A 26037-nucleotide genomic window follows, 5' to 3' on the forward strand; every position below is an offset into this window, starting at 1 on the left:
GCCGCCGCGTAGCAGTCTTACTCTGTAAGCGTTACATGGCGGCCCTTAATCGGCGCCCGGAATTATTTATCCAACTGAAAAGACCAAACACACCGCTATGATTCGATTGTTTAACCGCTTCACTCTTGCCTGCATCACCACCCTGCTCGCCGCCACCAGCCACGCCACCACCTGGGTTAAGGCCGACGCCCTCCTGGATGTGGTCAGTGGCAAACTGATCAACAACCCTATTGTCGAGATCGACGGCGACAAATTCGTGGCCGTGCACACCTCGCCACCTACCCCCGCCGAGGAGGACGAATGGGTTGATCTCTCCGGCATGACCCTGCTGCCCGGGCTGATGGATATGCACGTGCACATCACCGGCAGCCACGCTGAACACGGTTATCGGCGCCTGCAGGCCACCTCCGGCCACGCCGCCATTCTCGGTACAGTTAACCTCAACACCACCCTGCAGGCCGGCTTTACCACCATTCGCAACCTGGGCGCGCCGGACTATATCGATATCGACCTGGCCAAGGCCGTGGATGAGGGTTTGATCCCAGGCCCACGTATGTTTGCCTCCGGCCCGTCGCTCGGCATTACCGGTGGCCACTGCGACAACAACCTGCTGCCCAAGGCGCTGAATGTGCCCGCAGATGGTGTCGCCGATGGCCCCTGGGCGGTGCGCACCAAGGTGCGCGAAAACATTAAATATGGCGCCAAGGTAATTAAGTTCTGCGCCACCGGCGGCGTCCTCTCCAAGGGCACCAAAGTGGGCGTGCAGCAGTACACCCTGGAGGAGATGCAGGCCCTGGTCGACGAAGCCCACCGGCGCGGTCTGATTGTCGCCGCCCACGCGCACGGCACCGAGGGCATTAAAGCGGCCATCGAAGCCGGGGTCGACTCGGTGGAACACGCCTCTTTTCTCGATGCCGAGGCCATTAAAATGGCCAAAAAACGCGGTACCTACTTCTCCATGGATATCTACGTCACCGAGTTTATTCTGAGCGAAGGCGAGGCCGCCGGCATACTGCCCGAGAGCCTGGAGAAGGAGCGCCAGACCGGCCAGCGCCAACGCAAGAGCTTTAGCGATGCCGTCGCCGCCGGCGTGAAGATGGTGTTTGGCACCGACGCCGCCGTCTACCCCCACGGCGACAACGCCAAGCAGTTCGCCCGCATGGTGCGCTTTGGCATGACCGAGCTACAGGCCATTCAGGCCGCCACCATCAACGCCGCCACCCTGCTCAAGATGCAGGACCAGCTCGGCTCCGTAGCCAGCGGCAAGCAGGCTGACCTGATCGCCGTCGCCGGCAACCCGCTGGAAAACATATCGCTGTTGGAACAGGTGGGATTCGTCATGAAGGACGGCACAATATACAAACAACCAGAGCAGTAGTGAGGTAGCCTAGGCCATTGCGGTATAAAAGGCATTGATCGTTATTGCTCTAATGGCTGATCAACGCGCCACTGGCCTGACCCAAGCCCCTGCACCCGGGCAATGTTTTCCTAAAGCGGCCCCGCCGGCCGCACACTGATAAGTTTGGAGCACTCTCCCCCATGCGTTTTACCTCTCTGATTACCGCAGCCTGCCTGCTGGCCCTGGCTGGCTGCAGCCGCAGTGTCGACACGCCCCCACCGATCAACAAAAACCCCTACCCCAGTACCTACCAGCCACTGCCGCAGCAGGATCTGCTGATCACCCACGCCACCCTGCTCACCGGCACCGGCGTGCGCTTGGAGGATGCCGATGTCTATGTGCGTGATGGCAAGGTCAGTGAGATTGGCCAGGGGTTGAACAAAGAGGGCGTAGCCGTGGTTGACGCCAGCGGCCAGTGGTTAACGCCGGGCATTATTGATGTCCACTCCCATCTGGGCGCCTACCCGACACCGGCGGTGGACGCCCATCAGGATGGCAACGAAATTACCGGGCCCAACACCGCCATGGTGTGGGTGGAGCACTCCGTCTGGCCACAGGACCCGGGGTTTAACACCGCCCGCGCCGGCGGCATTACCACCCTGCAGATCCTCCCCGGCTCCGCCAACCTGTTTGGTGGGCGCGGGGTCACCCTGAAAAACGTACCCGCCACCACCATGCAGGGGATGAAATTTCCCGGCGCCCCCTACAGCCTGAAGATGGCCTGTGGCGAAAACCCCAAGCGGGTTTATGGCGGCCGCCAACAGGCCCCCGGCTCGCGCATGGGCAACATGGCCGGCTATCGTCAGGCCTGGGCCGATGCCGCCACCTATCGCACCGCCTGGCACAACTTTGAGAACGGCACAGAAGCACAACCACCCGAACGCAATCTGCAGCTGGATACCCTGATGGGGGTATTGGACGGCGAGATTCTGATCCAGAACCACTGCTACAAGGCGGAGGAGATGGCCATGATGATCGACCTGGGCAAGGAGTTCGGCTACCACGCCGGCACCTTCCACCACGCGGTGGAGGCCTACAAGGTGGCGGATCTGCTGGCCGAAAATCACAACTGCGCGGCCATGTGGCCAGACTGGTGGGGCTTTAAGATGGAGGCCTACGACATGAGTTTTGAGAATGTGGCCATGGTGGCGGCGGCCAAGGGCGGCTGCGCTATTGTCCACTCCGACTCCGAACGCACCATCCAGCGCCTGAACCAGGAGGCGGGCAAGATCCTCTACCGGGCCAATGCCAACGGCTTTGCCTTCACCGAGGCCGACGCCATTGGCTGGATCACCTTAAACGCCGCCAAAGCCATGGGTATCGACCAGTACACGGGCTCCATCGAAACCGGCAAAAATGCCGACCTGGTACTTTGGAACCAAAACCCATTCAGCGTCTACGCCCTGGCCCAGCAGGTGTTTATCGATGGCGCCAAGGTCTATGACCGCAACGACCCAGAGTATCAACCCGTCAGCGATTTCAAACTTGGTCAGGAGGGCCTGTGAGCATGAAATTTAAGTCACCGCTGCAAGCCAACCCCAAACCCACCTGGCTGGCCCGCACCCTGATCGGCCTCAGCCTGGCCGCCGGCGCTCAGTTAGCCGCGGCCTCCAGCACCGCCATTATCAACGCCACCCTCTACACGGCCACCGAACAGGGCACTCTCAGCAACGCCAGCCTGGTGTTTGAAGACGGCGTGATCACCGCCATCAATCCCGAACAGATAACCGCCGATGAGATCATCGATGCCCAGGGCGGCACCGTCACGCCCGGTTTCATCGGCAGCCTCAACAGCCTGGGGCTGGTGGAGGTGGGCGCCGTTGAGCAGAGCGAAGATGACGAGTTGGAGAAACCCGATCTCAACTTCGCGCCGGTGCTGGCATTCAACCCGGAATCAACTGCCATTGCCGTCGCGCGCAGCGGTGGCGTCACCCGCGATGTGGTCGTGCCGGGCGGCAGCAAAGAGCCCTTTGCCGGCGTCGCTGGTGCGGTCACGCTGACCGGTGAATTGGCCTTGCCGGACAGCAAACCGGTGGCCGCCGTCACCTACCTTACGGGGATGAAGGGTTACTCCCGGGCCGACACCCTGCGCAAGCTCTATCAACAGCTGCAGGCGCGTATCGACGAGGTGAGCAAACCCAAGAAAGGCGATGAACCCGCCGCCGCTCCCAGCGCCGCCCAGCTCACCTTGGATGCCCTGTTGGCGGGCTCGATTCCCCTGCTGGCCTACAGCGACCGGCCGGCCGACATCCTGCAGTTGCTCGCCCTGCAAGAGCACTTCAAGCTCAAGCTGGTGATCGCCGGTGGTACCGGTGCGGTGGCCGTAAAAGAGCAGCTCGCCGCCGCCGGCGTACCGGTAATTCTCGATGCCCTGCACGACCTGCCTGAGAGCTTTGACCAGTTGCACGCCTCACTCAGCAATGCCAGCACACTGCACCAGGCCGGTGTGACCGTGGGCCTGGCGGTAATGGCCGATGCCACCCAGGCGCTCTACCAACTGCGCTTTGGCGCCGGTAACGCCATTGCCAACGGCCTGCCACCGGAGGCGGCACTGGCCGCCATTACCCGTGTGCCAGCGGCCATCTTTGGTTTGCCGGCCGGCAGCCTGGAGGCGGGCAAGGCCGCCGACCTGGTGCTCTGGCGGAACGATCCGTTTGATTTCCCGGGCCAGGTGCAAAACCTCTGGATCGAGGGCCAGCTGTACGGAACGCAAACGCGCCCCGATCAACTGCGCGAGCGCTATCGCGCCGATGCCGAGCTGCCACCCGCCTACCGCAAGTAGCACCAAACAGCACCCTTCGCAGTCCTTGCCGGTCCTGTAGAGGGTGCTGACCAGCCGCCAATTTCTCTGGCGGTCAATACAACTCGACTATCCCAATGTTGCAGAAAATGTGGTTAAATTCGCGCCACAACCGCAGCTGCCCACCCGGCAGCAGCGGTTCGAATCCAGTAAAAAACCCTGTGGGCGCCTGGGCTGGGTGACTAAATCCAACGCTGAATAATGGAGTCAAACCCCACCTTTGCGGCGCCCCGGACCGCGCCTCTGGCCATTTATCGTGTTAGAATGCGGCCGTTTGCGTGAACATCGGCAACCCCAAGCTGGCGTTGCTGAATCCCATAACTAGAACTTACAGTCCTGGAGATTAGTACCCAACATGTCACTCAAAGTACTCGTAGCCGTCAAACGGGTTGTCGACTACAACGTCAAAGTGCGCCCTCTTTCCGATGGCAGCGGCGTTGATATTGCCAACGTAAAAATGTCGATCAACCCCTTCTGTGAAATCGCTGTTGAAGAGGCGGTGCGCCTGAAAGAGAAAGGCATTGCCGCAGAAGTCATCGCCGTTTCTATCGGCCCCAAACAATCCCAGGAGCAAATCCGCACCGCGCTCGCACTGGGCGCCGACCGTGGCATTCTGGTGGAAACCGACCAGGAGCTGCAGCCGCTGGCCATCGCCAAATGCCTAAAAGCCATCGCCGATAAAGAGTCCCCCGACCTGGTTATCCTGGGCAAACAGTCCATCGATGGCGACAATAACCAGACCGGTCAAATGCTGGGCGCCCTCGCCGGCATGGGCCAGGGTACCTTCGCCTCTGAGGTGGTGGTTGCCGACGGTAAAGTGAAAGTCACCCGTGAAATTGACGGCGGCTTGCAAACCGTTGAGCTGAACCTGCCCGCCATCGTGACCACCGACCTGCGTCTGAACGAACCCCGCTACGCATCACTGCCCAACATCATGAAAGCCAAGAAAAAGCCGCTCGACACCATGTCTCCGGCCGATCTGGGTGTCGACACCACCGCCCGTGTACAGACCTTGAAAGTCGAGCTGCCAGCTGAGCGCTCTGCGGGTATCAAAGTGGCCGATGTGGCCGAGCTGGTAGAAAAATTGAAGAATGAGGCGAAAGTAATCTAATGAGTATTTTAGTCATTGCCGAACACGACAACGCCACACTGAAAGCTGCCACTCTCAACACCATTGCCGCCGCGCAAGCCATTGGTGGCGATATTGACGTACTGGTCGCCGGTGCCGATTGTGGCGCCGCTGCCGATGCCGCCGCTGCCGCTGCCGGTGTGGCCAAGGTTATCAAAGCCGACAACGCTGCCTACGCACACCAACTGGCCGAAAACATGGCTCTGCTGGTAGCCGAAGTGGGCAAGGGTTACAGCCACATCCTGGCACCTGCCACCACTGGCGGTAAAAACTTTATACCACGCGCCGCCGCGCTGCTGGATGTTCAGGCTATCTCCGACATCATCGGTGTCGACAGCCCAGACACCTTCAAGCGCCCCATCTACGCCGGTAACGTTATCGCCACCGTTAAAAGTGAAGACTCCATCAAGGTGATCACCGTCCGTGGTACCGCCTTTGATCCGGTAGCGGCGACTGGCGGTTCTGCCAGCATTGAGAGCCTGGACACCGTCACCGACGCTGGCATCTCCAGTTTTGTTGGTGAAGAGCTGGCTAAGAGTGACCGTCCTGAACTGACCGCGGCCAAGATCGTTATCTCCGGTGGTCGCGGTATGCAGAACGGTGAAAACTTCGAAATGCTCTACAAGGTGGCCGATAAACTGGGTGCCGCTGTCGGTGCTTCCCGCGCCGCTGTCGATGCCGGCTATGTGCCCAACGATCTGCAGGTTGGCCAAACCGGTAAGATTGTTGCCCCGGACCTCTACGTTGCCGTGGGAATTTCCGGTGCCATTCAGCACTTGGCGGGTATGAAAGACTCCAAGGTGATTGTCGCCATCAACAAAGATGAAGAAGCGCCAATCTTCCAGGTTGCCGACTATGGCCTGGTCGCTGATCTGTTCCAAGCTGTACCCGAGCTTGAAACAAAACTGTAAAACCCCGCTGCAGATCACAGCGCAAAGCCCATGCCCTTGGTATGGGCTTTTTATTTTGTGATGGTAAAACCATCGACAAACCGCGAACTCTTTCTCATTTTGCGTTGCAAGCGCTGCCACAACCGGCAGCTGTCTTGCCTTTTTAGCACTATGGTCCTAGCTTACTTCACCCTTTGTCACGCCAGAGGCTGACATGCGGCTTAGGTAGAGCGTATATAACCCTTTTGTGGCATTATTGCTGCCTTATTCAAGGATCAGGTCTAACCCGAAGGGTGGACCAAAAACAGGGCAGTTTTCTAATGATAAACAGTCTCACCGATGTGCGGCAGTAAACCCGCCGACACCGGTGCAGGTTAGATAATTTGGGAATTGGGGATTGTTTGAGTGAGTGTTCACGGCAAAGGGCTGGACGATACCGATTTGGATCGGCTCTCCTATGAAGCCTTGGTTGACCAGATCCAGGCCGGCAACGCCAAGGCCGAAATGCAGATGGTTAATCGTTTCGCCCATGGCCTACGGGTCATGCTTAGCCGGAAGTGCTCGCCCGATGTAGCCGAAGATGTGTCCCAGGAGACCTGGCGCGTCGTCATAGAGAAGGTCCGTAACGGCGATCTGCGCCAACCGGATCGGCTGCCGGCTTTCATTCATCAAATCGCCAGAAACCAAGTTGTTATGTATTTCCGCAAACATTCGGACACCCAAGAGCAGCCAGACGACAACGATCTGGTATCACCTGGGCTAAATCCGGAACAGACATACGAAATAAACCAGCTGCAGCAGTATGTTCGGGATCTTATCGAGCAGCTGGACACTCCCCGCGATCGAGAGATTTTAATGCGTTTCTATGTTCAGGAAGAGGAAAAAGAGGAGATCTGTAAAGATCTCGATCTATCCAGCCAGCACTTCAACCGGGTCATCTACCGCGCCAAAATGCGGATGCGGTCCTACTTGGTAAAAAATCTGGACTAAATGTCAAATAGATTAAACGCGTGAGACTTATTTCTCTGAGCCAACACTAGGTTACCAAGAAGCCAGCGTATAAGCCGGCTCAATTGCGGAGAGAATCAACAGTGAATTTCGACAATCAAAACAACGCCTTCGACGAACGTGTCGACCGCTATCTGCGCGGCAAGATGACGGAGGCCGAGGAGCTGGAGTTCGAGATCGAATATCTCGACAACCCCCGGCTGCTCGCCGAAGTGGAAATGGTCGAGCGCCTGATGCGGGGCCTGGAGCTCAACAAGTCACTCCCCAGTACCCCCAGGGCAGCAACCACCACCATGCGCCCCGTCTCTCTGACCGATACCCTCAAGCAGTGGCTCAGCGACTGGTTCACCCCACAAACTGCCTGGGGCGCCGCCGCCGCAGCGATTGTGCTGGTGCCCTTGATGTCTATCATCTCGCCAGAGCTCAACACCCCAGCCGATGCCCCAACCGGCGTACAGCCTACCTACGTGCATCTGCTCGGTCAGAAAGTCCGTTCACTCAGCACCAGCGAGGATGTTATCTACCTGGAGCCCGAACAGAAAAACCTGGTTATCGGCTTTACCAGCGAGCCCTCCTTCGGTGTTCCGGAGCCTGTTACGGTTAACGTTTACGATGCCAACGATCAGTTGGTATGGCACCAGGATGGCCTGTTACCCGACTACCGCTGGACCGTCTATCTGAGCGTAAACGCCACCGAACTGAAACCCGGTGAATACCGCTACGAGTTACTCAGTGAAGGCGAGGCTGTAAGCCAAGGCCAATTTGCCATGCAATACACGCAGTAATCGCAGCACCTTACAAAAATAGAAGAAATAACCTCGGTTTTAGGGTCGCTCCGCGCGCACAGAAACAAACCCATAAAAATATAAAAAGCCCAGAAAAATATGAAAACGGGCAGTATCAATAAAGAGCCTGCAACGAAAAAACTAACACGTTTGGCTAATAACCTTAGTTGCATAAATATCACCAGCATAACTGCCCAAAACGCCAACGCTGGCAACCACTGCACGCCGAACAATTAAAAAAGACGGGATATTAAAACGTTGGCACGGAATGTCTCCTTTTGCCAACACGCCGGCAATAAATAACTCGCCACCACACGCTGGCCCAGGTCACCTATTCCATAGCTTTCACCGCTCCATGCCCAACAAAAGCTGACACACAATTTTCCCACCGCCATTCAGGCAGCCGATCAACCGTCACAAATGAGACAAAAGCGAGTCAATCAAAGTAGAGTTCATGCGAGACTTTGTTCCGCAATGCAGCACTAATATTAGGAGCCGATGGAGAATAATTTCCAGCGCCCACTCTCACACACAGTACAGCAGAACATGGAATGGTTTGACGCTCTACCCAACGCCGGCACCCGGCTGCTTAATACCCTCTTCAGAACCAATCGTTGTTTGATCAACGGCCTGGCCACTTTTTTTTGCTGTTCGGCAGGCTTTAGTTACGCGGCCGCCGAGCGGCCACCCACACTATCGAACAGCAAAGTAATCAAGCAGGAAATTAGCTTTCGCGAACAACAGGTGCAGACCATACAGCTCGCCCAGGCAGCCGGTGAGGCAACCCTGATCACCCTGCACTCGCGCGGTGTTGTTTTTAATTTAGAGCTGGCCAACGGCAAGCAACGCAATCAACCCGAGAGCTACCAGGAGCTCGACCTGTTACAAACCCAGCTGTTTATTACCAGCGACGACTGTCTGGATTGCCGAATAAGAATCACAACGGAGTTACCCCAGGCGTTTGACACCCAATTTACAATCACCACCACCACCTACCAGGCGCAGGCAACGGAGCGAATCAGCAGCGAGCGAGCGCTCAGTAATTATCTCGGCAGTAATGTCCACCAACGTGACGGCAAACAGCTATTGGCAGCTATCCAATTTTTAAACCAGCAGGCCAGTGTTGAGGATCAACTGCGCGGTTGTTACCACAGCTTAGACCCGGAGCTGATTAATTCCGCCGCCACGATTGCCGTGCGCATACCCAACTGTCGGGTGCTGGCGCAACGAGCCGAACGCCCCTTTGTCGGCGACAAATTGAAACTGCAACAGATCCGCGTGGGTTTATGGTTTGTCGATAAAAACCAACAGGCTATTGCCGGCACGCAAACACTGATAGCCGAGCTGATGCGACCAGAAAGGGCCATCCAGGATCGACTGGCCCAGCAATATCTTTTGGGTCGCAGCCATCTACTGCTGGGTATGATGACGGCCAAACTGGGTGATTACAGCCAGGCGGAAGAGTACCTGAGGATTGCGGAAAAACATTTCCAGGCCATCGGCAACCACTACGACCTGGCCGAAGCGTTATCCGAACTCGGCACGACACTACGCTTTCGCAATCAGATCGCCGAGGCCGCCGGTCAATTTGAGAAAGCCTACAGCGCCAGTTCCACCAGCATACGCAGCTATCCGGATCAGCTGCTGCGCATTCGCTACAACATGTCCGGTGTTAGCATGCTGGGCGGGCAATACTACTACGCACTGAAACTGATTGAGCCTGTAGATATCGCCACTCTGCCTATGGCACCCACCTGGAGAGGCCATTTTTACGCACTGAGGGCGCGCATCCTACTGGAGCTGGGGCGCCTGGACGAGGCCCGCGACTTCTACCTGCAAGCCTGGGCAATTTACGATAATGAGCAGGCCTCCTCCCACCTGGCCACCGTCAGCCGTGACCTCTCTCGGCTCTACACGCAACAGGGGGATTTTAAACAGGCCAAACACTATTTGGCGCTCGCCTCGGAACACTTGGGCCACTCCTGGGGGGAGGCACAAAAAATTCGCGTCCTGCAGGCGGAAATTGATTTTCTGTTGCAAAACCAGCAAGCCGAAGCCGCGCTGGCGGTGGTGGCCGAAGTGGAAAAAAGCCTGGCTGATCAATCCGATCCTTTCTTACGGGGCCGGGTGGAATCTCAAAAGGGCGAAGCGCTCATTATGGCCGGCGATTATCAGCAGGCCTACACCACACTCGGCCGGGCATTGAGCCGCCACCACACCAGCAAAGACACCCTCTACACCACACGCTCCAACTACCTCGCTGCCAAAGCCGCCTTCCAACTCAGCGACAGCGCGGCGGTGGTTCACCATCTAGCCGAAGCCAAAGCGGTGATTGAATCCGTGCGCGACGAAATTGAGGATGAGCAGATTCGTCAGCAATATTTTGCTCTGCAAAAGTCGATTTACGAATTGAGCATCGCCGCCGAACTCAGCACTGCCGACGCCGGCAGAGAGCTCGCCGCTCTTTATGAAAGCGAAAGTTTTCGAGCGCGCACCCTCTACGAAAACCTGGTCAACGCACCAGGCAATAACAATGCCCAGCAATCTGGGCAACAGAGCCTGGAGTCACTGCTGCAGGAGAGCTTTGTCCTGGCTCAACACCAGCCGGTGGGGAAACACCGCTGGCCCAAATTTACCCAGTCGGAACTCACAAAATTTTTAGCTGAGTTAAATCCGGATGAAGCCTATCTCTATTTTTTTGCCGGCGAATCACACAGCTATGGCTGGTTTATCACCCAACAGTCAACCTACCTCTACCCACTGCCCAGCGGTAAATCGCTGGCAGAGACGGTGATGCCGCTTCTGAAACTGATTAACCAAAACCCGGCCAGCGCCCAAAATCCGCGCCTTTGGCAGAATCTGTTCAACGAAAACCGCGCAACCAGCAACACCATACTGGCACCGATTGCCAATCAGCTAGGCAGCATTAAACACTTAACGGTGATCCCCGATGGCATTATTCATCAACTGCCCTTCGCTGTGCTGCTCGACCCTAACAGCGGCTATCGCCAGCCATTAATCAATAATCTGGATATCAGCTACGCCAGCTCACTGGCCACCGCCCACTGGCTGAAGTACGAACAAAACAGCACCATCACCGATGCCAATTTACTGCTGGTTGCCAACCCGGCATTAGGCGATGGTGACACACAACCGATCATTGCCAACATCCGTTCCGGCTGGGGAGATCTACCGGCCGCCGAACAGGAGGCAAAAATGTTGCAGACGTTGTGGAGCCAGGTGGGTAACAGCGATGTGTTGTATGGTGCCGCTGCCACCAAGAGCGCCCTACTCACTTCGCCGCTACAAAATTATCAGATCATCCATTTCGCCAGCCACGCTCAGGTCAATTGGGACAACCCCGCCCTGAGTGCAATTAAGCTCGCCCCTACTCAGAACGACACCCCTTACGGCTCGCCAGATTTAACACTGGCCGAGATAGCACGGCTGAATATCCGGGCGCAGCTCGTGGTTTTAAGCGCCTGTGAGACCGCTGCCGGCCGGCAAACCAGTGGCGAAGGGCCGATTGGATTATCGCGTGCTTTTTTTGAAGCTGGCGCCAATCGAGTGTTGGCTTCTCTCTGGCCGGTGGATGATCGCGCCACGGCAAAATTGCTGGAGTTATTTTACGAAGGGTTGATCGATCAACGGCTGGCACCCAGCCGCGCCCTACGCCAGGCACAACAGGCGATGTTGCAGACCGGGGAGTTTGCCCATCCCTATTTTTGGTCTGGCTTCCTATTTATTGGCAACACCGCTCCCTGGCTATTACAGGCACAGGCGACCGATCGACAACAACTGACTTTTCGTTAAAAAAATAATTTAAACCGGTTCCCGTTATTAAAACCGACAGATTGTCGCCACCGGCAATTATTGCTATGTATGGCCGGCCGCACATGGCAGGAGTGCCTTCAGCTTTTTCGGGTGCGCTATCGTTGCCGACAGTGAAGTCGTTTCGACAGGCTGTTTTTTCACACACTGATTTTGCTACACCCTTGTAAAAAATAAAGATCGTCAGCTAGGCAAAAAAATCAACCACCACTGAATGATTTATTAACTATGAAATTGCTTTCTTACCTGTTACGCATTGTTCAATTAATCAAGTGCAAGTTGTTTGGCACCCATTCCCATCAAGACCATCATCAATCAAGGACTAGAGACATGACTGCGTTAGAACCCAATACCGATCGCACCGATCTACTCAGCTTTTCCGACGATATCGACATCGTCATCTCCACCTCCAATTTTTTTGTCGCCAGCCGCTCTGAGGGAAAACCTTCGCTATTTAAAGAGGGCGATCGACTGTTGGTGGAGCTGCCGGAGGATGATAAGCAACTACCCAAACTGCATATTTACGACGCCGAAGATTGCGAAAACAAATTGTGTTTCGAAAGCCTGGATGCCGCTTGGGATAAAACAAACCTTTCGGTCGACAGCCAGTTTTTTAAATTTGGCGTGACCGATGGCCGAGGTAAATGGCGTTTGGAAATAATCCGCCAGCGGCGGCCCGCCATGCTCTACTGCAAACCCAACAACCAGGATGTCTACGTGCAGTATTTCTTCTACAACCTGCTGCCAGAGGGCAGCAGCGGGCAGCTCCAAACCACCGGCTACGACGGCAGTGGTGGCGGCTGGGCACGCGCGTAAAAAGTAATGATCACACCTCTTCAACTACAACCCGGGCAGGGGCTCTGTCGCCAGGATGGACTGCCCGGCAGCCTGGGCCTGGCCGTACGCGATCGCCACTCCGATCGCATCGGCCTGCTCAGTTGCTGGCATGTGTTGGCCACCCCCCAGGGGCGGGAGGGGGATCTCATCCACCGGCACAGCGCTCACCCCTACCCGGTACGTAGAGAGCCAATCGCCACGCTGGCCCGCTGGTTTCTCGACGACGAGGGCGATGCCGCTGTCGCCTGGCTACTGCCCGGGGTCACCATCGCAACCGAGTTGAGTGAATTACCGCTAATCCTTACCAACCACCGAGCGCCGCAAGTGGGCGACATTCTGGTGAAGGTGGGCGCGCAAACCGGTTGCACGCGGGCGCGCGTCACCAACATAGGCCACCACCCGGCCAGCTATGGCCACACACAGCTAACCATGGCGGGGTTTTATCTGGAGCCCATTAGCCAGCCCAAACAGTGCGCATTAATCAGCGCCCCCGGCGACAGTGGTGCCATCTGGTGTGATGAACTGAGCGGTGCGGCCGTGGGCCTTCATGTTGGCGGTGAGTGCCGTCCCCACTTCGGCCCCATACACGCCAAGGCCTGCACCATTAATCGTGTACTGCAACGGCTCGAGGTGGACCTGCTCTAGTCAAGCCACCCCTGGCTACCCTTGAGGACTGGAATAACTTATCTGTAAATTACCGAACTTCTGGTAATATCGGCTGCGGGAAATTCCTCGCGCATTAAAACGTTTATCTCTATGCCGTTTAGCCAGTCCACCTCGAGGCGCCTCTGGCTCTCGTTCACGACCCTACTCTGCTGGTCACTGGCCACATCCAGCCACGCCCAAAATCAACCCCTGCACAACTCGGTGCAATACATCACCGTCAATGAACAGCAGCCACTGCAGCTCGAATTCTCGCACAGCGACGGTGAATTCACGGAAATTCTCCTACACACCCGCGGTGCCCAATTTCTGATTGCCACCCAAAGTGCAGCCACCGGCGCAACCGTATACAGCAATAATGAAAGCCTGCTATTACAGAACAGATTGCTCCTCACCAGCGGCGACTGCCGCAGCTGTCAGCTGACTATTACCAGCGAGCTGCCAAACGGGCGCACGGACAAATTTCTGCTCGAGATAAAAACCTACAGCAGCCAGACAAACCAGGCACGCCTGAGCTGGCTGCAAACATTACAGAGCCTCCTGGTCGGTACCGATTTTCTGCCCGACCCTCCCCGCCTGCAGGCGCTGGTGGCCACCCTGAGCAACAGCGAGGCAGCCGGCGATCAGCTGATGGCCTGCCAACTGCAGATCGACGGTGCCAGTGATGAGTCACTGGAAAAAAAAATGGAGCGCTCCAATACCTGCGCCCAGTTGGGGTTGAGTGTCGGCAGCCGTTTTATCTATCTCGATTTTCAAATTGAGGTGGCCCGTTACCTGTGGTTAAACGGCCAGACCGATGAGGTGCGAGAGATCCACGCCATGGTGGCGCGCGAGGCCAAAGCCATGATCGACGGCGGCCTCGACGACCTGGAGGGCCATACACTGGCCGGGCGCGCCGATCTCTTGCTCGGTATGCTGGAGTATCAGGCGGGCCTTTTTGATGAGTCCGATCAGCACCTGGCCCGCGCGCTAGCCCACTTCAGCACTACCGGCGACCGCTCCTACCTGGCCGATACCCTGATGGAACAGGGCGCCTCCTACCGCTTTCGCAACCGCCTGAACGAGGCCGCCAAAGCCTTTGCCAGCGCCGACCGCTACCACAACCAGGCACTTCGCCAGCAACTCGCCCAAACCCTGCGGGTGCGCTACAACATGGCCGTGGTCAGCGCGCTCAACGGCCAGCACTTCTACGCCCTGAAGTTAATTGAATCGATCGAACCCATCGCCCGCCAGCTGATGAAGGGTAGCTTGTGGTCCGGCCATGTGTTGGCCGCCAAAGCCCGCATTGTGATGGAGCTGGGGCGCCTGGAAGAAGCCAAAGACCTCTACGCCCAGACCTGGCAGATCTACGAATCGATCGGCGCCCTCAACCACCTGGCAACGGTGGCCAACAACCTGGCCAACCTCTATATCGAAGAGGGTGACTTCGAGCAGGCCCGCCACTACCTGGCTCAGGCCAACACCTACACCGGTAAAATTTGGGGGCCCGAGCAGCATTTGCGTATTCAACAGGCGCGCATCAACTACCAGCTGCGCAATGGCAACATCCAGGCTGCCCTGGATGAGATTGCCGTAATGGAGCCGCTGCTGGCAGATTCGCCAGATACTTTCCGCAAGGGGCGGTTTCTGTCGCAAAAGGGCGAAGCACTGATCCTGGCTGGTGAATTTGCCCAGGCCCACGACACCCTGGCCGCAGCGATCGGCCAGCACCGATTGTCGAACGACAACCTCTACCTCACCAAATCCCTCTACCTCTCCGCCCAGGCGGATTTCGATTCTCAGCAACCCAAGGATGACATCATCGGCCACCTCGCCGATGCCGTCGAAGTGATCGAATCGATCCGCAACAACATGCAGGATGACCGCGTCCGTCAGGACTACTTTGCCCTGCAGAAGGATGTTTACGAGCTGTCGATCAGAGCCTACCTGCAGTTTGGCCAGCAACAGCAGGCCCTGGCCAGTCTCTTCCAGGCGGAGAGCTTTCGCGCCAGAACCCTCTACGAGAGCCTGCTCAATAACCAGCAGCCCGCCAGAGAAGATGCCGGCGAACTGCTGCAACGCAGTTTCGATCTGTTTGGCCACCAGTTAAGCCATACTCAGCTGCCGAAACTGAGCCAGGCTGAACTGGCCGCCTACCAGAAAACCTTAGCCGCCGGCGAGGCGATTCTCTTTTTCTTTGTCGGCGAACAACAGAGTTATGCCTGGCTGGTCACCGCCGGCAACATCGAACTACGGCCACTGCCAGCGTCGGCCGAGCTGCAACAACAGGTGACCCCGCTCATCGAACTCACCCACCAGCGGCCCGGTGGCGGCCAGGGCAACTCTCTCTGGCAGGCGTTGTTCGGCAACGATCGCGCGGTGAGCGAACTGATTCTGGGGCCTTTTACTGAGCAGCTGGCGAGTATTACTCAGTTGACGATTATTCCCGATGGCGTGCTGCACCGACTCCCCTTTGCCCTGCTGTTCAACCCCAACAGCCACTACAAAAAACCGCTGATCCAAACCCTCTCACTGCGCTATGCCAGCTCCATCGCCACCGACCGTTGGCTGAAAAAAAGCAATACCGGCAACAGCGACGGCCAGGAGTTACTGCTGGTGGCCAACCCCGATGTAATTTCAGTTGAAGACGGCACTGGCCTCGCCGCACTGCCCGCCGCCGAGCAGGAAGCGCAGACGCTGCTGCAGATCTGGTCGCCATTTGGCAACAGCCAACTGCTGGCCGGCGCCGAGGCCACCAAGTTGCGTTTTCGCGAGGCGGAGCCTCAGCAGTTCGATGTGATTCACTTTGCCACCCACGCCACCGTCGACTGGGATAACCCATCGCAAAGCGCTATAAAACTTGCGGCCAACCAAAGTGATGCCGACAACCCGATCACCGCAGCCGATTTAACGCTGCAGGAGATTGCCGCTTTAAAATTGAACGCCCAGTTGGTAGTGCTCAGCGCCTGTGAAACCGCGGCCGGAAAATTAACCACCGGCGAGGGGCCGATTGGTCTCTCCCGGGCATTTTTTGAAGCCGGCGCCCAGCGGGTATTGGCCTCGCTGTGGCCGGTGGACGACCAGGCCACAGCCGAGTTACTGCAATATTTTTATCAGGCATTGATGGTCGAGCGCCTGCCCCCCGCCCAGGCTCTGCAACAGGCACAGTTGCAGTTACAACAGCAGAGCCAATTTTTTCACCCCTATTTCTGGTCTGGTTTTGTGCTGGTTGGCAACGAGCAGAACTGGCTGGAAAAACCCGCAGCCATAATGGCAACCAGCCCCGCTGATTAAATTTTTACCTGGGACGGGATAGTCTGCCTATTCCCGACACTACTGTTAAGAATTAGCGGGGACTGTTTTACAATTCCGGCGTTTTGCAGCAAACCAAAACGTTACCCTCTTTTAAAACTTTGCCACGGAAGCGCTTGCGCGCTTTAGCTTCCGATAACGATAAGCCACACATGGAGTCTGAAATGGCCACAACTACGCAAACCTCACCCTACAACTGCGATCTGGATGCACGCAATAACATCACCTGTGAGATCGACTTCTCTAACTTTTCGATAGTCTCCGGCTCGCGCAAATGGCTTGGCCCCGGCGACCATTTTGAAGTTGAGCTACCCGCCAACAAGAACGACGAGCCGCAATTGACCATAGTCGATGGTCAAAGCTCCAGCAAAAAACTGAAATTTAAAAAAGACCCTACTGTGCCTTTTCAGTGCCAGCCGATTTCCGACCACCTGCAATACCTCACCTTCAGCGCCGGCCATGGTAACGATGCCTGGCGGGTGGAGGTTATTCGCGAGCGCTTTCCCTCCCCCACCGAGGCCAACCCACAGAACGACCAGTGCCGGGTCTACTTTTTCTTTTACTCGCTGTCCGAAACCGGCGGCCTGCAGAGCGGCGCCAATAATGGCGGCGGCGGTGGTTTTCAACGCTACTAGGTCAAGAACTCGATGAACCGCACCAACCCAGCCGCGCTAACGGCACTGCAACCCGGCTGCTCCCTGGCCGAGCGCGGACTGCTGCCCGGCACCCTGGGGGCACTGGTAAAAGATCTGAGCAGTGACCGAATTGGCCTGCTCAGCAACTGGCATATTCTGGTCAATGGTGACAGCCACGGCGGCGAGATAGTCAATCACACCAGAGCCATTGCCGGGCTCGACATTGGCCAGCCGGTAGCCGACCTGGGCCGCTATTTTCTCGACCGGGATGGCGACGCCGCCGTCGCCTGGCTGCGCCCCGGTATTCCCTGGTCGACCAAACTGCGCGGTACCGACAAGCAGCTCTCTGGCCAGCGCAGTCCGCAAGTGGGGGATGTGCTGGCCAAGGTGGGCGGCAGAACCGGCTATACCCGCGCCCGGGTTACGGCTCTGCGCACCCTGAAGGTTCGTTTTCAGCACGGCCCGGTCGAAATTGATTCACTCTATCTGGAGCCCATCGACGACAGTAAAGAGCACAGCCTGATCTGCGCCAACGGCGACAGTGGTTCCATCTGGTTTGATGAACAGACCATGCAGGCCGTGGCGCTGCATTACGCCGGTGAGAGCCACCCTCTGCGCGGCCCACTGCACTCCAAGGCGTGCGCCATCGAACGGGTGCTGGAGCGGCTGGAGGTCAGCCTGCTGTGAATCGGCAGGGCGGTATATTGGCAAAGCAGTTGCCCTGGATTGAGAGCAGCGTTTCACCCTTCGCAGCCAAAGGATGTGACCGCCCCTGTCATACCAACCACTCTCGCCAACCGAGTACCATGCCGTGACCCAGCGACAGACACTATCCGCAATCGCCTCCACCTTTCTCTCGGCGATTGACCATTGGGGCCATATTCCCGCCATCACCGGTATTGATCTCGGCCTGGCGCCTGAGCGCGACGACGAGCCACAGCTGGCGCTGCGCATCCATCTTCAGCACCCCGCTGACCAACTTTGGCTGCACGACCAGCGGCCGCTGCCGGCACCGTTGCTGGGCATACCGATCTACACCCTGCACGGACTCTACCAAGCCGCTACAGAGGCGGACACAAACTCCCACGCCATCAGCAAGCGTCGCATCAGCACCGCCGGTTTGGGACAGTGGCTGCTGCCCTACCTGCAACAGCAAAACCCATTGCAGGGACGCACCCACCGGGTACTGGCCCGCTCCAGCCAGTTCTGGCAGACGGGTTTTGAAATCATCTCCCCCAGCGCGCCCCAGGCCAGCCGGCTGATCTACAAGGCAATCCAAAATCTGGAAGCCAGCCATTGGTTTGCCGGCCACACCAGCACCGCTCTGCACCAGGCTCCGGGGGCAGGTGGTTTCGCCGGCAACAGCTTCGACCTGCATCTGAAAGGGGCCAGCGCCCACGCCCAGGCCTGTGAAGTGGATGGCCTTGGCCTCTATGCCTCCCAAGGCGACGCTCAGGCGGGGCTGACGCCCGGTATTCGTCTGCGCCCGGCCAAACCTGTTACCGGCACCCATCCACCGCTATAATTGCCGACCCCAATCAACCGCGCCTCGCCGCCCGCGCCAACCAGCTACGCCCATGACTTTCAGCAGTGACTACCAGCAACGCTTTGGCGGTATCGCCCGTCTTTTTGGCCAACAGGCGTCAGCCCTGCTGGCTGAGGCCCACTTTCTGGTGTTGGGGATTGGTGGAGTCGGCACCTGGAGCGCCGAGGCGCTGGCCCGCACTGGGGTTGGCACACTCACACTGGTCGACCTGGACGATATCTGTATCACCAACAGCAACCGCCAGGTGCACACCCTGCAAACCACCATCGGTCGCGCCAAAACCACGGTGATGGCCGAGCGCCTGCGCCTGATAAACCCGGAATTGGTGGTGCACGAAGTGGCCGATTTTATCGATGCCGACAACCTGCAGCAGATCATCCTGCCCGGGCACAGCGGCGTGCTTGATGCCATCGACAACGCCAACGCCAAGGCCGCGGTGATTGCTCACTGCAAACGGCAAAAGCTGCCCCTGGTGAGCGTCGGCTCCGCCGGCGGCAAGCGCGACCCGCGTGCCATCACCAGTGGCGATCTGAGCCGCACCACCAACGACCCACTGCTGGCCAAGGTGCGCAACACTCTGCGCCGCCACTACGGTTTTTCGCGCAATACCAAGCGGCTCTTTTCGGTGGAGGCGGTCTACTCCACGGAACAGATGGTCTATCCCAACAGCTGTGGTGAGGTGAGTTTCAGTGCCGAGGCGATGACCGAGGGCTTCAAACTGGATTGCAGCAGTGGCTTTGGTGCCGCCAGCATGGTGACCGGCAGCTTCGGCCTGATTGCCGCCAGCCGGTTGATCGACCGCTACCTGCAGCGCCAGTACTTGCTGGCCGAGCGCCAGGCCAGCGCCGCTAGCGACTAGCGCGCTAGTCGCTCTCCTCGAAGCGGTTCACCCAGCCGAGCACCGCCTGCCACAGAGCATAAAAGCCGTTCACCCGCGACGGGCTCAGGTGCCGCTGCAGCTGCAGCTCGTTAAACAGCGCGTCGATATCCCACTGTTGAATCCAGACGGCCGGCTGACCCTGAATATGGAGCAGGAGCAGTACCGCCAACCCCTTAACGACATTGGCTTCGCTGTCGATGTAAAAACGGCACTGCCCATCCACGCACTCCGCCCAGAGCCAGGTGGCCGCTTCACACCCCTCTACCTGTAATGCCTCACTGCGCAGCCACGGCTGCTCCGGCAGCTGCTTGGACCAGCGCAGTAACATTCGGTAGCGATTCTGCCAACCGCCGGCCGCACGCAGCTGCGCCAGGTCGCACGGGTTGAGATCGACCAACACCCGGCCAGAGCTCTCGACCGCAATGGCCGGCCGGCTGTCGACCGGGGCCTGGTCGGCATCGGCCAACAGCGCCAACGACTCCGCCAACGCCTGCAGCAGACGGTCGACCTCCGCTGGCGTGTTGTAAGCGCAGAGCGATATCCGCAAACAGTGGCTGAGGTTGAGGCTGGCCAGCAGCGGGGTGGCGCAGTGGTGGCCGGTGCGCACGGCGATATCCTGCTGATCCAGCAGCAGAGCAAGGGCATCGGCATCCACCCCCGACAGCCAGAAGCTGACGATGCCGACGTTGTCGACCCGGGGCGAAAGAATATACACATTCGGCAGGCTCGCCAGGCCGGCGTAGAGGCGTTGCAACAGCTGCTGCTCGTAGTCGTGCAGCCCCACCACATCCTGCTGCTGCCAAAATGCCAGGGTCGCCAGCAAACCGGCAATGGCCGCCAGCGACGGGGTACCCGCCTCAAATTTGAGTGGCCCCGCCTGATACTGGCTCTCCTGTTGCGTCACCTGGGCCACCATCTGACCACCGCCCTGCCAGGGAGCCAGCCCCGTCAGTAACTCACCTCGCCCCCAGAGCAGGCCGATACCGCTCGGGCCATAAAATTTGTGAGCCGAGCCCACCAGAAAATCGCAGCCAATGGCCTGCACATCGACCGGGCCATGGGCCAGCAACTGAGCGGCGTCGACTATCCAGGTCACCCCGGAGCCGGCCAGCTGCTCGCGAATGGTCGCCAGCGGCGCACGAAAGCCAAGCACATTGGAGACGGCACAGCAGCTGAAGATTTTGGTGCGCGGGTTAAGCCACTGGCTAAGTTGATCAAATTCCGGCACGCCATTGTCGCTCGGCAGAAAACGCAACTGGACGCCGGTGCGCTGTGCCAGCATCTGCCAGGGCACCAGGTTGGCGTGGTGCTCAGCCTGGGTGAGCAGGATCTCATCGCCGGCCTGCAGCTGCGCCCCCAGGCTCTGCGCCAGCAGATTGAGCGACTCCGTGGCACCCCGGGTAAATATGACTTCCGCGGCAGAGTGCGCTCCCACAAAGCGGGCCTGGGCCGCCCGGGCGGCTTCGATAATTTCGGTACTTTTACGCCCCAGGCGATGGCTGGCACGGTGGGCATTGGCGTTGGCGGTGCGGTAGTAGTCGGCAATGGCGTCGATCACCTGGGCCGGCTTCTGGCTGGTGGCGGCGCTATCGAGATAGATCCACTGGCGGTTTTCCGGCTGTTGGAAAATGGGAAACTGGCCACGAAAGGCGCTGGGGTCAAAGGTCACGGCTGTGGATTACTCAGGAGAAAAAGCGGATTGTAAGCCAAACAGCTGTTCGGTGTTGTGGCGGGTGGCCGCGGCGATGGTGGCCAGTGGTTCGCCCCTGAGCTCGGCCAAACAGCTGGCCACCTGTGCCAGCGCCTGAGGCCGGTTGATCTGCCCCTGGCAACCGGCCAAGGGCATATCCGGAGCGTCGGTCTCCAGCAGCAGCGCCGCCAGCGGCAGCTCTGCCACCGCCCGCCGGGTTTTGCTGGCCCGGGCATAGGTGATGGTGCCGCCAATACCCAGGTAAAAGCCCGCCTGCCAATACTGCCGCGCCAGCTCCGGGCCACCGGAGAAGGCGTGAATCACCCCCCGCAACTGCCTGCGGAAGCGTTTCAGAATGGGCTGGATGGTGTCGTGACTGCGCACCGCGTGCACAATCAGCGGCTTATCGAGCGCCACCGCCACTTCGGCGTGCAGAGCCAACCACTCAGCCTGCACCGCCAAAGGCGGCCCGCGCAGGCCATCGACCCCCGACTCGCCAATGGCGACACAGGGTAGCTCGCCCGCAGCCTGCAGCAGGCGCCCCTTAAACGCCGACAATTCCGCAGCAGTAGCGGGAGTTACCCACCAGGGGTGCACCCCCAGCGCAAACTGCACCGACTTAAATTGGCGGTGTAGCTGCGCGAGCCTTTGCCACTGGGGCTCCAGAACGGCGGGCACCACCAGGCCAGTGACCCCGGCGGCGCGGGCAGCGGCCAGCTCCGCCGCCGGATCGGCAAAGGACTCGGCGTCCAGATGGCAGTGGCTGTCGATTAGCAGGCAGGCATCGGTCACTGGTAACTATCCATAAAATGGCGGCGGTTGTTCACCCGGTTAACTGGCTTCATGGGCAATCGTGCGCCTCATTCTACAGCCAATTGTGACAATACTCAGAGGGGAGTTAGGCAGCGGGCAACGGTGAGGAGGGTTGGCCGAGCGGCCGCAAGCAGGCCTCGTCGGTATCACCGGAGGCGAATTGCCCAGCCGGCAAAGTTGCGGCTAGGCGGAGATGCGAATGCGGGAGTTGCGGGAGAACTGGCTGCTTAAAAACTCCATCTGATCGCCGCGAATACGGTCGCTGTTGATCAGCGCCAGGTACTCCGCGGTGTTGGGTCGAAACGGCAGCGCCAACAGCTCCATGTTGATCTCCGACAGCAGCAGGTTGCTCTTGCGCTGATTGCAGCGCTTACAGGCGGCCACCACGTTGGTCCAGCTGTCGCGGCCACCGCGACTGACCGGCACGATATGGTCGCGCGACAGGTGTTCGAAATCGAAAAACCCGCCGCAGTACATGCACTGATAGTTGTCGCGGGAGAAGAGCGCCTTGTTGGTGAGCGGCGGCACAATGTGTGAGCGATTCACCCGTTTGCCGTTGCAGGCGAGGATGGCGGGCAGCTCCATTTTGGTCTGCAGCCCCGTCACCCGGCAGTACCCGCCGTGCACGGTGCGCACAACACCGCCTAAGGTCCAGCAGACCAGCTCCCTGGAGTAGAGACAGGTGGCCTGTTTCCAGTGCAGCCACTCAATCGGCTGGCCGGCAGAATTTAACCGCAAAATTCGGGGTTCCATAACGCACCTCGTGGGTTGGAATGAAAAATTCGCTTGTGGCGATGAGTTTTAGAGGGTGGCGAAGCTAGAGACCGGAGCTGAATAAGCCCCAGCGGCGGGAGGAAGTAAATTCCAGAAGTGTTCGAAAGCAACTTGCAGGGTATGAAAGCGCGATTCCTTCTCTGGGCGGACCAAACAACCAAAAGTTGGTCACAAGATAACCAGAGAATATGGCATTTCCATGACATTGCCAAGGTTATTGTCAACCCTGGCAACAGTGTGGCGAGGGGAGGCTAACTCCAGCTGGAGCGGATCAGATAACTCTGCCGGCGGACGATATGTTGGATGAGCAGCTCCTGATCGGTGGTGGACATACCAAAAAAGTCGAGGCGGATGTAGTACTCCTCTGCGGCGGCCGCCTCCGATGAGATCACCCGGCCATAGGTGAATATATTGATATTGCCCGGAATCAACACCAGGTCGACCATCAACAGGTCACCTTCGCGCAGCGGCTCTTCCACCTGCAAGCCCATACCACAGGCACTGATATTCACCTGCTTCACTTTGTGGGCGATGCGCTGTACCAGGTAGTTGTCGATCTCCAACTGGTTGACCACGGCATTCAACTTGCGATCGAACGCCTCCATCAGCACCCCCAATTTGGGGTCGCGCAGTTTCAGCTCCTCCAACTCCTGCACAATGGTCTTATCCAGGTCGTTTAACAGCGCAAAAATATCCGACTGCCGCGGCGGATGGTGCTGGCCAATCAGTTCGTTTTCGTCAACTACCTGATAGGAAACCCCTATGTGGTCGTCAATGCGGAAAAAACGACGTCGATCATCACTCATGGGATTGTCCGCTTCCATTAAAAGATCTCATCCGGCTTCAATTCAAATAGGTACTCTGGATCCAGATCCAACTGCCGCAAAATATCGCCGCCATCCTCTTCCAGAATCTGTTTGTCCTCGTCCGACAGCTCATCGGCCAAACTCTGCCGCACCACGATCTCCACCCGGCGGTTGCGCGCCCGGCCCGCGGCCGAGTCGTTGCTGGTCAGCGGCTTGGTATCGGCAAAACCGGTCACTTCAAAGCGCTTGCGGTCCAGCACATCACCCTTCATCAGTTGCATCGCCACCGACACCGCTCGCGACGAGGAGAGTTCGAAGTTGGAGCGGAAGCGGGCGGTCTTGATGGGGATATTATCGGTGTGGCCTTCGACGGAAATAGTGCCCGCTGTGCCGCGCAAAACCCCCTGCACCTCGTCCAATACGTCGTAATAACTCTCGGCCAACTCTGCCGAGCCCGAGCGGAAGGCGCCCTTCTCGCGGATGCGGATAATAATTTCCCGACCGCGGGTTTCGATCTCGACCTCACCTTTAATAATCTGGTCCTGCAGCGATTTGGCCAGCTCCGTGGCGTCCTGTTGGGCTTTGTCTTCCGCCTTTTCGATCAGCTGTTCCAGCTCCTGTTTAATGCGCACCTTGACGCCGGCATCGGAGTCGATATCGCCCTGCTCAATGTCGTACTCCTTCTGGCACTGCACCTCCAAGTTCATCTCGGTGAAGTCGTCAGTGCTCTGGAAAATCTCGTTAATGGGCGTGGGTTCAGGAATGGCGGGACTGAACTCCTGGGCGATGATGGAGGTACCCTTGGGTGGATCGTCCACCTGCAATCTGTTTTGTACACCAAAGGCCTGGGCCATGGAGCCCGCCAGCCGTTTGAACTTCTGGGCATCCATCTCTGAAAACGACAGCAGCAACACAAAAAAGCACATCAGCAGCGACATCAGGTCGGCAAAGGTGCCCATCCAGGGCGGCAAGCCCGGTTTACAGTCGCACTTCTGCTGTTGGTCATCACTCACGGCAAGCCACTCCCCAACCGTTACGCATCGGCGTCTGTTTCACGCTTGCCCTCCGGCAGATAGGTGCGCAGCATGGCGTCGATAACGCGGGGATTCTGGCCGGCCTGAATGGCCAACAGGGCGTCGATCACCAGATTTTTGATCATCGCCTCCTCGGCGGCACGCAGTGCCAGTTTGTCGGCAATGGGTTCGGTGAGGCCATTGGCCAGCACGGCACCGTAGAGGGTGGTTAACAGTGCTACGGCCATGGCCGGGCCGATGGATTTGGGGTCATCCATATTGGCCAACATGGCCACCAGGCCGATCAAGGTACCGATCATACCCATGGCCGGTGCCACACCGGTCAGCCCGGTAAAGATTCTGGCGCCATTGGCGTGGCGCTCTTCGGCCAGGGTGCGATCCTTGGAGAGCAGTGCCTTCACCACTTCCGGGTCGTGGCCATCAACCAGCAGTTGAATCCCTTTTTGCAAGAAGTCACTGCTCACCTCTTTGCCTTCCAACGACAAGAGCCCACCTTTGCGGGCGGAGTCGGCCAAATCGACAATCTCATCGATCAGGTCGGCCGGATCTTCAATTTTATTGGTAAAGCTTTTACCCGCCACTTTCAGCGCGCCCAGAAACTGGCCCAGGCCGAATTTCGCCATTACCGCGAAAATGCTGCCGCCGACCACAATGACCAGAGAGGGCACATTGATAAACATGGCCAGGCTGCCGCTCATCAACATGGTGACGGTGATTAATCCCAACGCCCCCAACAGGCCAACAATTGTTGCTAGATCCACGCCTCACTCCTCTGTGCTAGGCAATTTCAATCGACGATCTAATACACTCTTCGGCCGCTGATACGGTTTCATTAGCAGCACGCAGCTTTCATTTTAGACACAGCTAAGTAATATCGCCGGGGAAAAATGGACTAGAGTGTATAGCAGCAATAGCAATTGACCGCGCCGTCAGGCTTAGGTAGGGTTCACGCTTAAAAAGGGGATTGGATATGGGCGCCCGCAAGAAGCACACAGATTTCGAATCAGCACTGGCCGAACTGGAAACGCTGATCGAGCAATTGGAATCGGGCGACCTCAGTTTGGATGCTTCACTTCAAGCCTTCGAACACGGCGTCAAACTTACCCGCGAATGTCAGCAGCGTTTGGCGGAAGCGGAGCAGAAGGTGCAAAAGCTGACTGTGGAACAGGGTCAGATGCAACTGGAAGAGTTTGACGCCGAGGACGACTAACCACCCCCGGTGACTC

22 protein-coding genes are annotated in these 26037 nt (G+C 58.1%); 16 read left to right on the forward strand and 6 right to left on the reverse strand.

What is annotated here, in order from left to right:
- Positions 1-97: 97 nt before the first annotated feature.
- The 15 genes from SBL51_RS07755 to tcdA all read left to right on the forward strand — a co-directional run bounded on the left by SBL51_RS07755 (position 98) and on the right by tcdA (position 19673).
- Positions 98-1378, forward strand: a complete 1281-nt coding sequence (locus tag SBL51_RS07755; protein ID WP_317930326.1) for an amidohydrolase family protein — start codon at positions 98-100, stop codon at positions 1376-1378.
- 161 nt (positions 1379-1539) lie between these two features.
- Positions 1540-2904, forward strand: coding sequence for an amidohydrolase (locus SBL51_RS07760; RefSeq protein ID WP_317930327.1), 1365 nt, complete (start codon positions 1540-1542; stop codon positions 2902-2904).
- 2 nt (positions 2905-2906) lie between these two features.
- Complete coding sequence (locus SBL51_RS07765; RefSeq protein WP_317930328.1) at positions 2907-4181, forward strand: amidohydrolase family protein; 1275 nt, start codon at positions 2907-2909, stop codon at positions 4179-4181.
- 373 nt (positions 4182-4554) lie between these two features.
- A complete protein-coding gene (locus SBL51_RS07770; protein ID WP_317930329.1) occupies positions 4555-5310 on the forward strand; it encodes an electron transfer flavoprotein subunit beta/FixA family protein in 756 nt (251 codons plus the stop codon).
- Positions 5310-6239 (forward strand): FAD-binding protein, encoded by a 930-nt coding sequence (locus SBL51_RS07775; RefSeq protein ID WP_317930330.1) that lies wholly within the window; start codon positions 5310-5312, stop codon positions 6237-6239. Before SBL51_RS07770 ends, SBL51_RS07775 begins: the two co-directional genes overlap by 1 nt.
- A 384-nt stretch (positions 6240-6623) precedes the next feature.
- A complete protein-coding gene (locus SBL51_RS07780) occupies positions 6624-7208 on the forward strand; it encodes a sigma-70 family RNA polymerase sigma factor (protein ID WP_317930331.1) in 585 nt (194 codons plus the stop codon).
- A gap of 101 nt (positions 7209-7309) precedes the next feature.
- Entirely contained in the window at positions 7310-8011 is a 702-nt protein-coding gene (locus SBL51_RS07785; RefSeq protein WP_317930332.1) for a hypothetical protein, read from the forward strand.
- Between the two features lie 546 nt (positions 8012-8557).
- A complete protein-coding gene (locus SBL51_RS07790) occupies positions 8558-11824 on the forward strand; it encodes a CHAT domain-containing tetratricopeptide repeat protein (RefSeq protein WP_317930333.1) in 3267 nt (1088 codons plus the stop codon).
- A 348-nt stretch (positions 11825-12172) separates the two neighbouring features.
- Positions 12173-12658, forward strand: a complete 486-nt coding sequence (locus tag SBL51_RS07795; protein ID WP_317930334.1) for a hypothetical protein — start codon at positions 12173-12175, stop codon at positions 12656-12658.
- A 6-nt stretch (positions 12659-12664) separates the two neighbouring features.
- Positions 12665-13324 (forward strand): hypothetical protein, encoded by a 660-nt coding sequence (locus SBL51_RS07800; protein ID WP_317930335.1) that lies wholly within the window; start codon positions 12665-12667, stop codon positions 13322-13324.
- Between the two features lie 111 nt (positions 13325-13435).
- On the forward strand, positions 13436-16615 hold the full coding sequence (locus SBL51_RS07805) for a CHAT domain-containing protein (protein ID WP_317930336.1): 3180 nt from the start codon (positions 13436-13438) through the stop codon (positions 16613-16615).
- A gap of 182 nt (positions 16616-16797) precedes the next feature.
- Positions 16798-17268, forward strand: a complete 471-nt coding sequence (locus tag SBL51_RS07810) for a hypothetical protein (RefSeq protein ID WP_317930337.1) — start codon at positions 16798-16800, stop codon at positions 17266-17268.
- A gap of 12 nt (positions 17269-17280) precedes the next feature.
- Positions 17281-17955, forward strand: a complete 675-nt coding sequence (locus SBL51_RS07815) for a hypothetical protein (RefSeq protein WP_317930338.1) — start codon at positions 17281-17283, stop codon at positions 17953-17955.
- A gap of 124 nt (positions 17956-18079) precedes the next feature.
- A complete protein-coding gene (locus SBL51_RS07820; protein WP_317930339.1) occupies positions 18080-18793 on the forward strand; it encodes a hypothetical protein in 714 nt (237 codons plus the stop codon).
- A 52-nt stretch (positions 18794-18845) separates the two neighbouring features.
- The gene (gene tcdA, locus SBL51_RS07825; RefSeq protein ID WP_317930340.1) at positions 18846-19673 is read left to right on the forward strand and encodes a tRNA cyclic N6-threonylcarbamoyladenosine(37) synthase TcdA; all 828 of its coding nucleotides are present in this window, start codon (positions 18846-18848) and stop codon (positions 19671-19673) included.
- A 4-nt stretch (positions 19674-19677) separates the two neighbouring features.
- Here tcdA and SBL51_RS07830 read toward each other — a convergent pair whose 3' ends face one another.
- The 6 genes from SBL51_RS07830 to pomA form a co-directional block, all read right to left on the reverse strand.
- Positions 19678-21363: an aminotransferase class V-fold PLP-dependent enzyme gene (locus SBL51_RS07830; RefSeq protein ID WP_317930341.1), complete on the reverse strand. Its 1686-nt coding sequence runs from the start codon at positions 21361-21363 to the stop codon at positions 19678-19680.
- Between the two features lie 9 nt (positions 21364-21372).
- Positions 21373-22176, reverse strand: coding sequence for a TatD family hydrolase (locus tag SBL51_RS07835; protein ID WP_317930342.1), 804 nt, complete (start codon positions 22174-22176; stop codon positions 21373-21375).
- Positions 22177-22380: 204 nt separating this feature from the next.
- Positions 22381-22950: an HNH endonuclease gene (locus SBL51_RS07840; RefSeq protein WP_317930343.1), complete on the reverse strand. Its 570-nt coding sequence runs from the start codon at positions 22948-22950 to the stop codon at positions 22381-22383.
- 272 nt (positions 22951-23222) lie between these two features.
- Positions 23223-23795, reverse strand: coding sequence for a PilZ domain-containing protein (locus tag SBL51_RS07845; RefSeq protein WP_317930344.1), 573 nt, complete (start codon positions 23793-23795; stop codon positions 23223-23225).
- Entirely contained in the window at positions 23795-24790 is a 996-nt protein-coding gene (locus SBL51_RS07850; protein WP_317930345.1) for a flagellar motor protein MotB, read from the reverse strand. The genes SBL51_RS07845 and SBL51_RS07850 overlap by 1 nt, the downstream gene beginning before the upstream one ends.
- 20 nt (positions 24791-24810) lie before the next feature.
- Positions 24811-25572 (reverse strand): flagellar motor protein PomA, encoded by a 762-nt coding sequence (gene pomA, locus SBL51_RS07855; protein ID WP_317930346.1) that lies wholly within the window; start codon positions 25570-25572, stop codon positions 24811-24813.
- A 209-nt stretch (positions 25573-25781) separates the two neighbouring features.
- Between pomA and SBL51_RS07860 the strand changes: the two genes are divergently transcribed.
- Positions 25782-26021 (forward strand): exodeoxyribonuclease VII small subunit, encoded by a 240-nt coding sequence (locus tag SBL51_RS07860; protein WP_317930347.1) that lies wholly within the window; start codon positions 25782-25784, stop codon positions 26019-26021.
- Positions 26022-26037 lie beyond the last annotated feature (16 nt).

It is taken from the genome of Halioxenophilus sp. WMMB6, assembly GCF_033283405.1.
Lineage (GTDB): Bacteria > Pseudomonadota > Gammaproteobacteria > Pseudomonadales > Cellvibrionaceae > Halioxenophilus.

Bases quoted from the DNA above. Each gene is read 5' to 3' on its own strand.
- SBL51_RS07755 (WP_317930326.1), top strand. From the start codon at position 98: ATGATTCGATTGTTTAACCGCTTCACTCTTGCCTGCATCACCACCCTG.
- SBL51_RS07760 (WP_317930327.1), top strand. From the start codon at position 1,540: ATGCGTTTTACCTCTCTGATTACCGCAGCCTGCCTGCTGGCCCTGGCT.
- SBL51_RS07765 (WP_317930328.1), top strand. From the start codon at position 2,907: ATGAAATTTAAGTCACCGCTGCAAGCCAACCCCAAACCCACCTGGCTG.
- SBL51_RS07770 (WP_317930329.1), top strand. From the start codon at position 4,555: ATGTCACTCAAAGTACTCGTAGCCGTCAAACGGGTTGTCGACTACAAC.
- SBL51_RS07775 (WP_317930330.1), top strand. From the start codon at position 5,310: ATGAGTATTTTAGTCATTGCCGAACACGACAACGCCACACTGAAAGCT.
- SBL51_RS07790 (WP_317930333.1), top strand. From the start codon at position 8,558: ATGGAATGGTTTGACGCTCTACCCAACGCCGGCACCCGGCTGCTTAAT.
- SBL51_RS07795 (WP_317930334.1), top strand. From the start codon at position 12,173: ATGACTGCGTTAGAACCCAATACCGATCGCACCGATCTACTCAGCTTT.
- SBL51_RS07800 (WP_317930335.1), top strand. From the start codon at position 12,665: ATGATCACACCTCTTCAACTACAACCCGGGCAGGGGCTCTGTCGCCAG.
- SBL51_RS07805 (WP_317930336.1), top strand. From the start codon at position 13,436: ATGCCGTTTAGCCAGTCCACCTCGAGGCGCCTCTGGCTCTCGTTCACG.
- SBL51_RS07810 (WP_317930337.1), top strand. From the start codon at position 16,798: ATGGCCACAACTACGCAAACCTCACCCTACAACTGCGATCTGGATGCA.
- SBL51_RS07815 (WP_317930338.1), top strand. From the start codon at position 17,281: ATGAACCGCACCAACCCAGCCGCGCTAACGGCACTGCAACCCGGCTGC.
- tcdA (WP_317930340.1), top strand. From the start codon at position 18,846: ATGACTTTCAGCAGTGACTACCAGCAACGCTTTGGCGGTATCGCCCGT.
- SBL51_RS07840 (WP_317930343.1), bottom strand. From the start codon at position 22,950: ATGGAACCCCGAATTTTGCGGTTAAATTCTGCCGGCCAGCCGATTGAG.
- SBL51_RS07845 (WP_317930344.1), bottom strand. From the start codon at position 23,795: ATGGAAGCGGACAATCCCATGAGTGATGATCGACGTCGTTTTTTCCGC.
- SBL51_RS07860 (WP_317930347.1), top strand. From the start codon at position 25,782: ATGGGCGCCCGCAAGAAGCACACAGATTTCGAATCAGCACTGGCCGAA.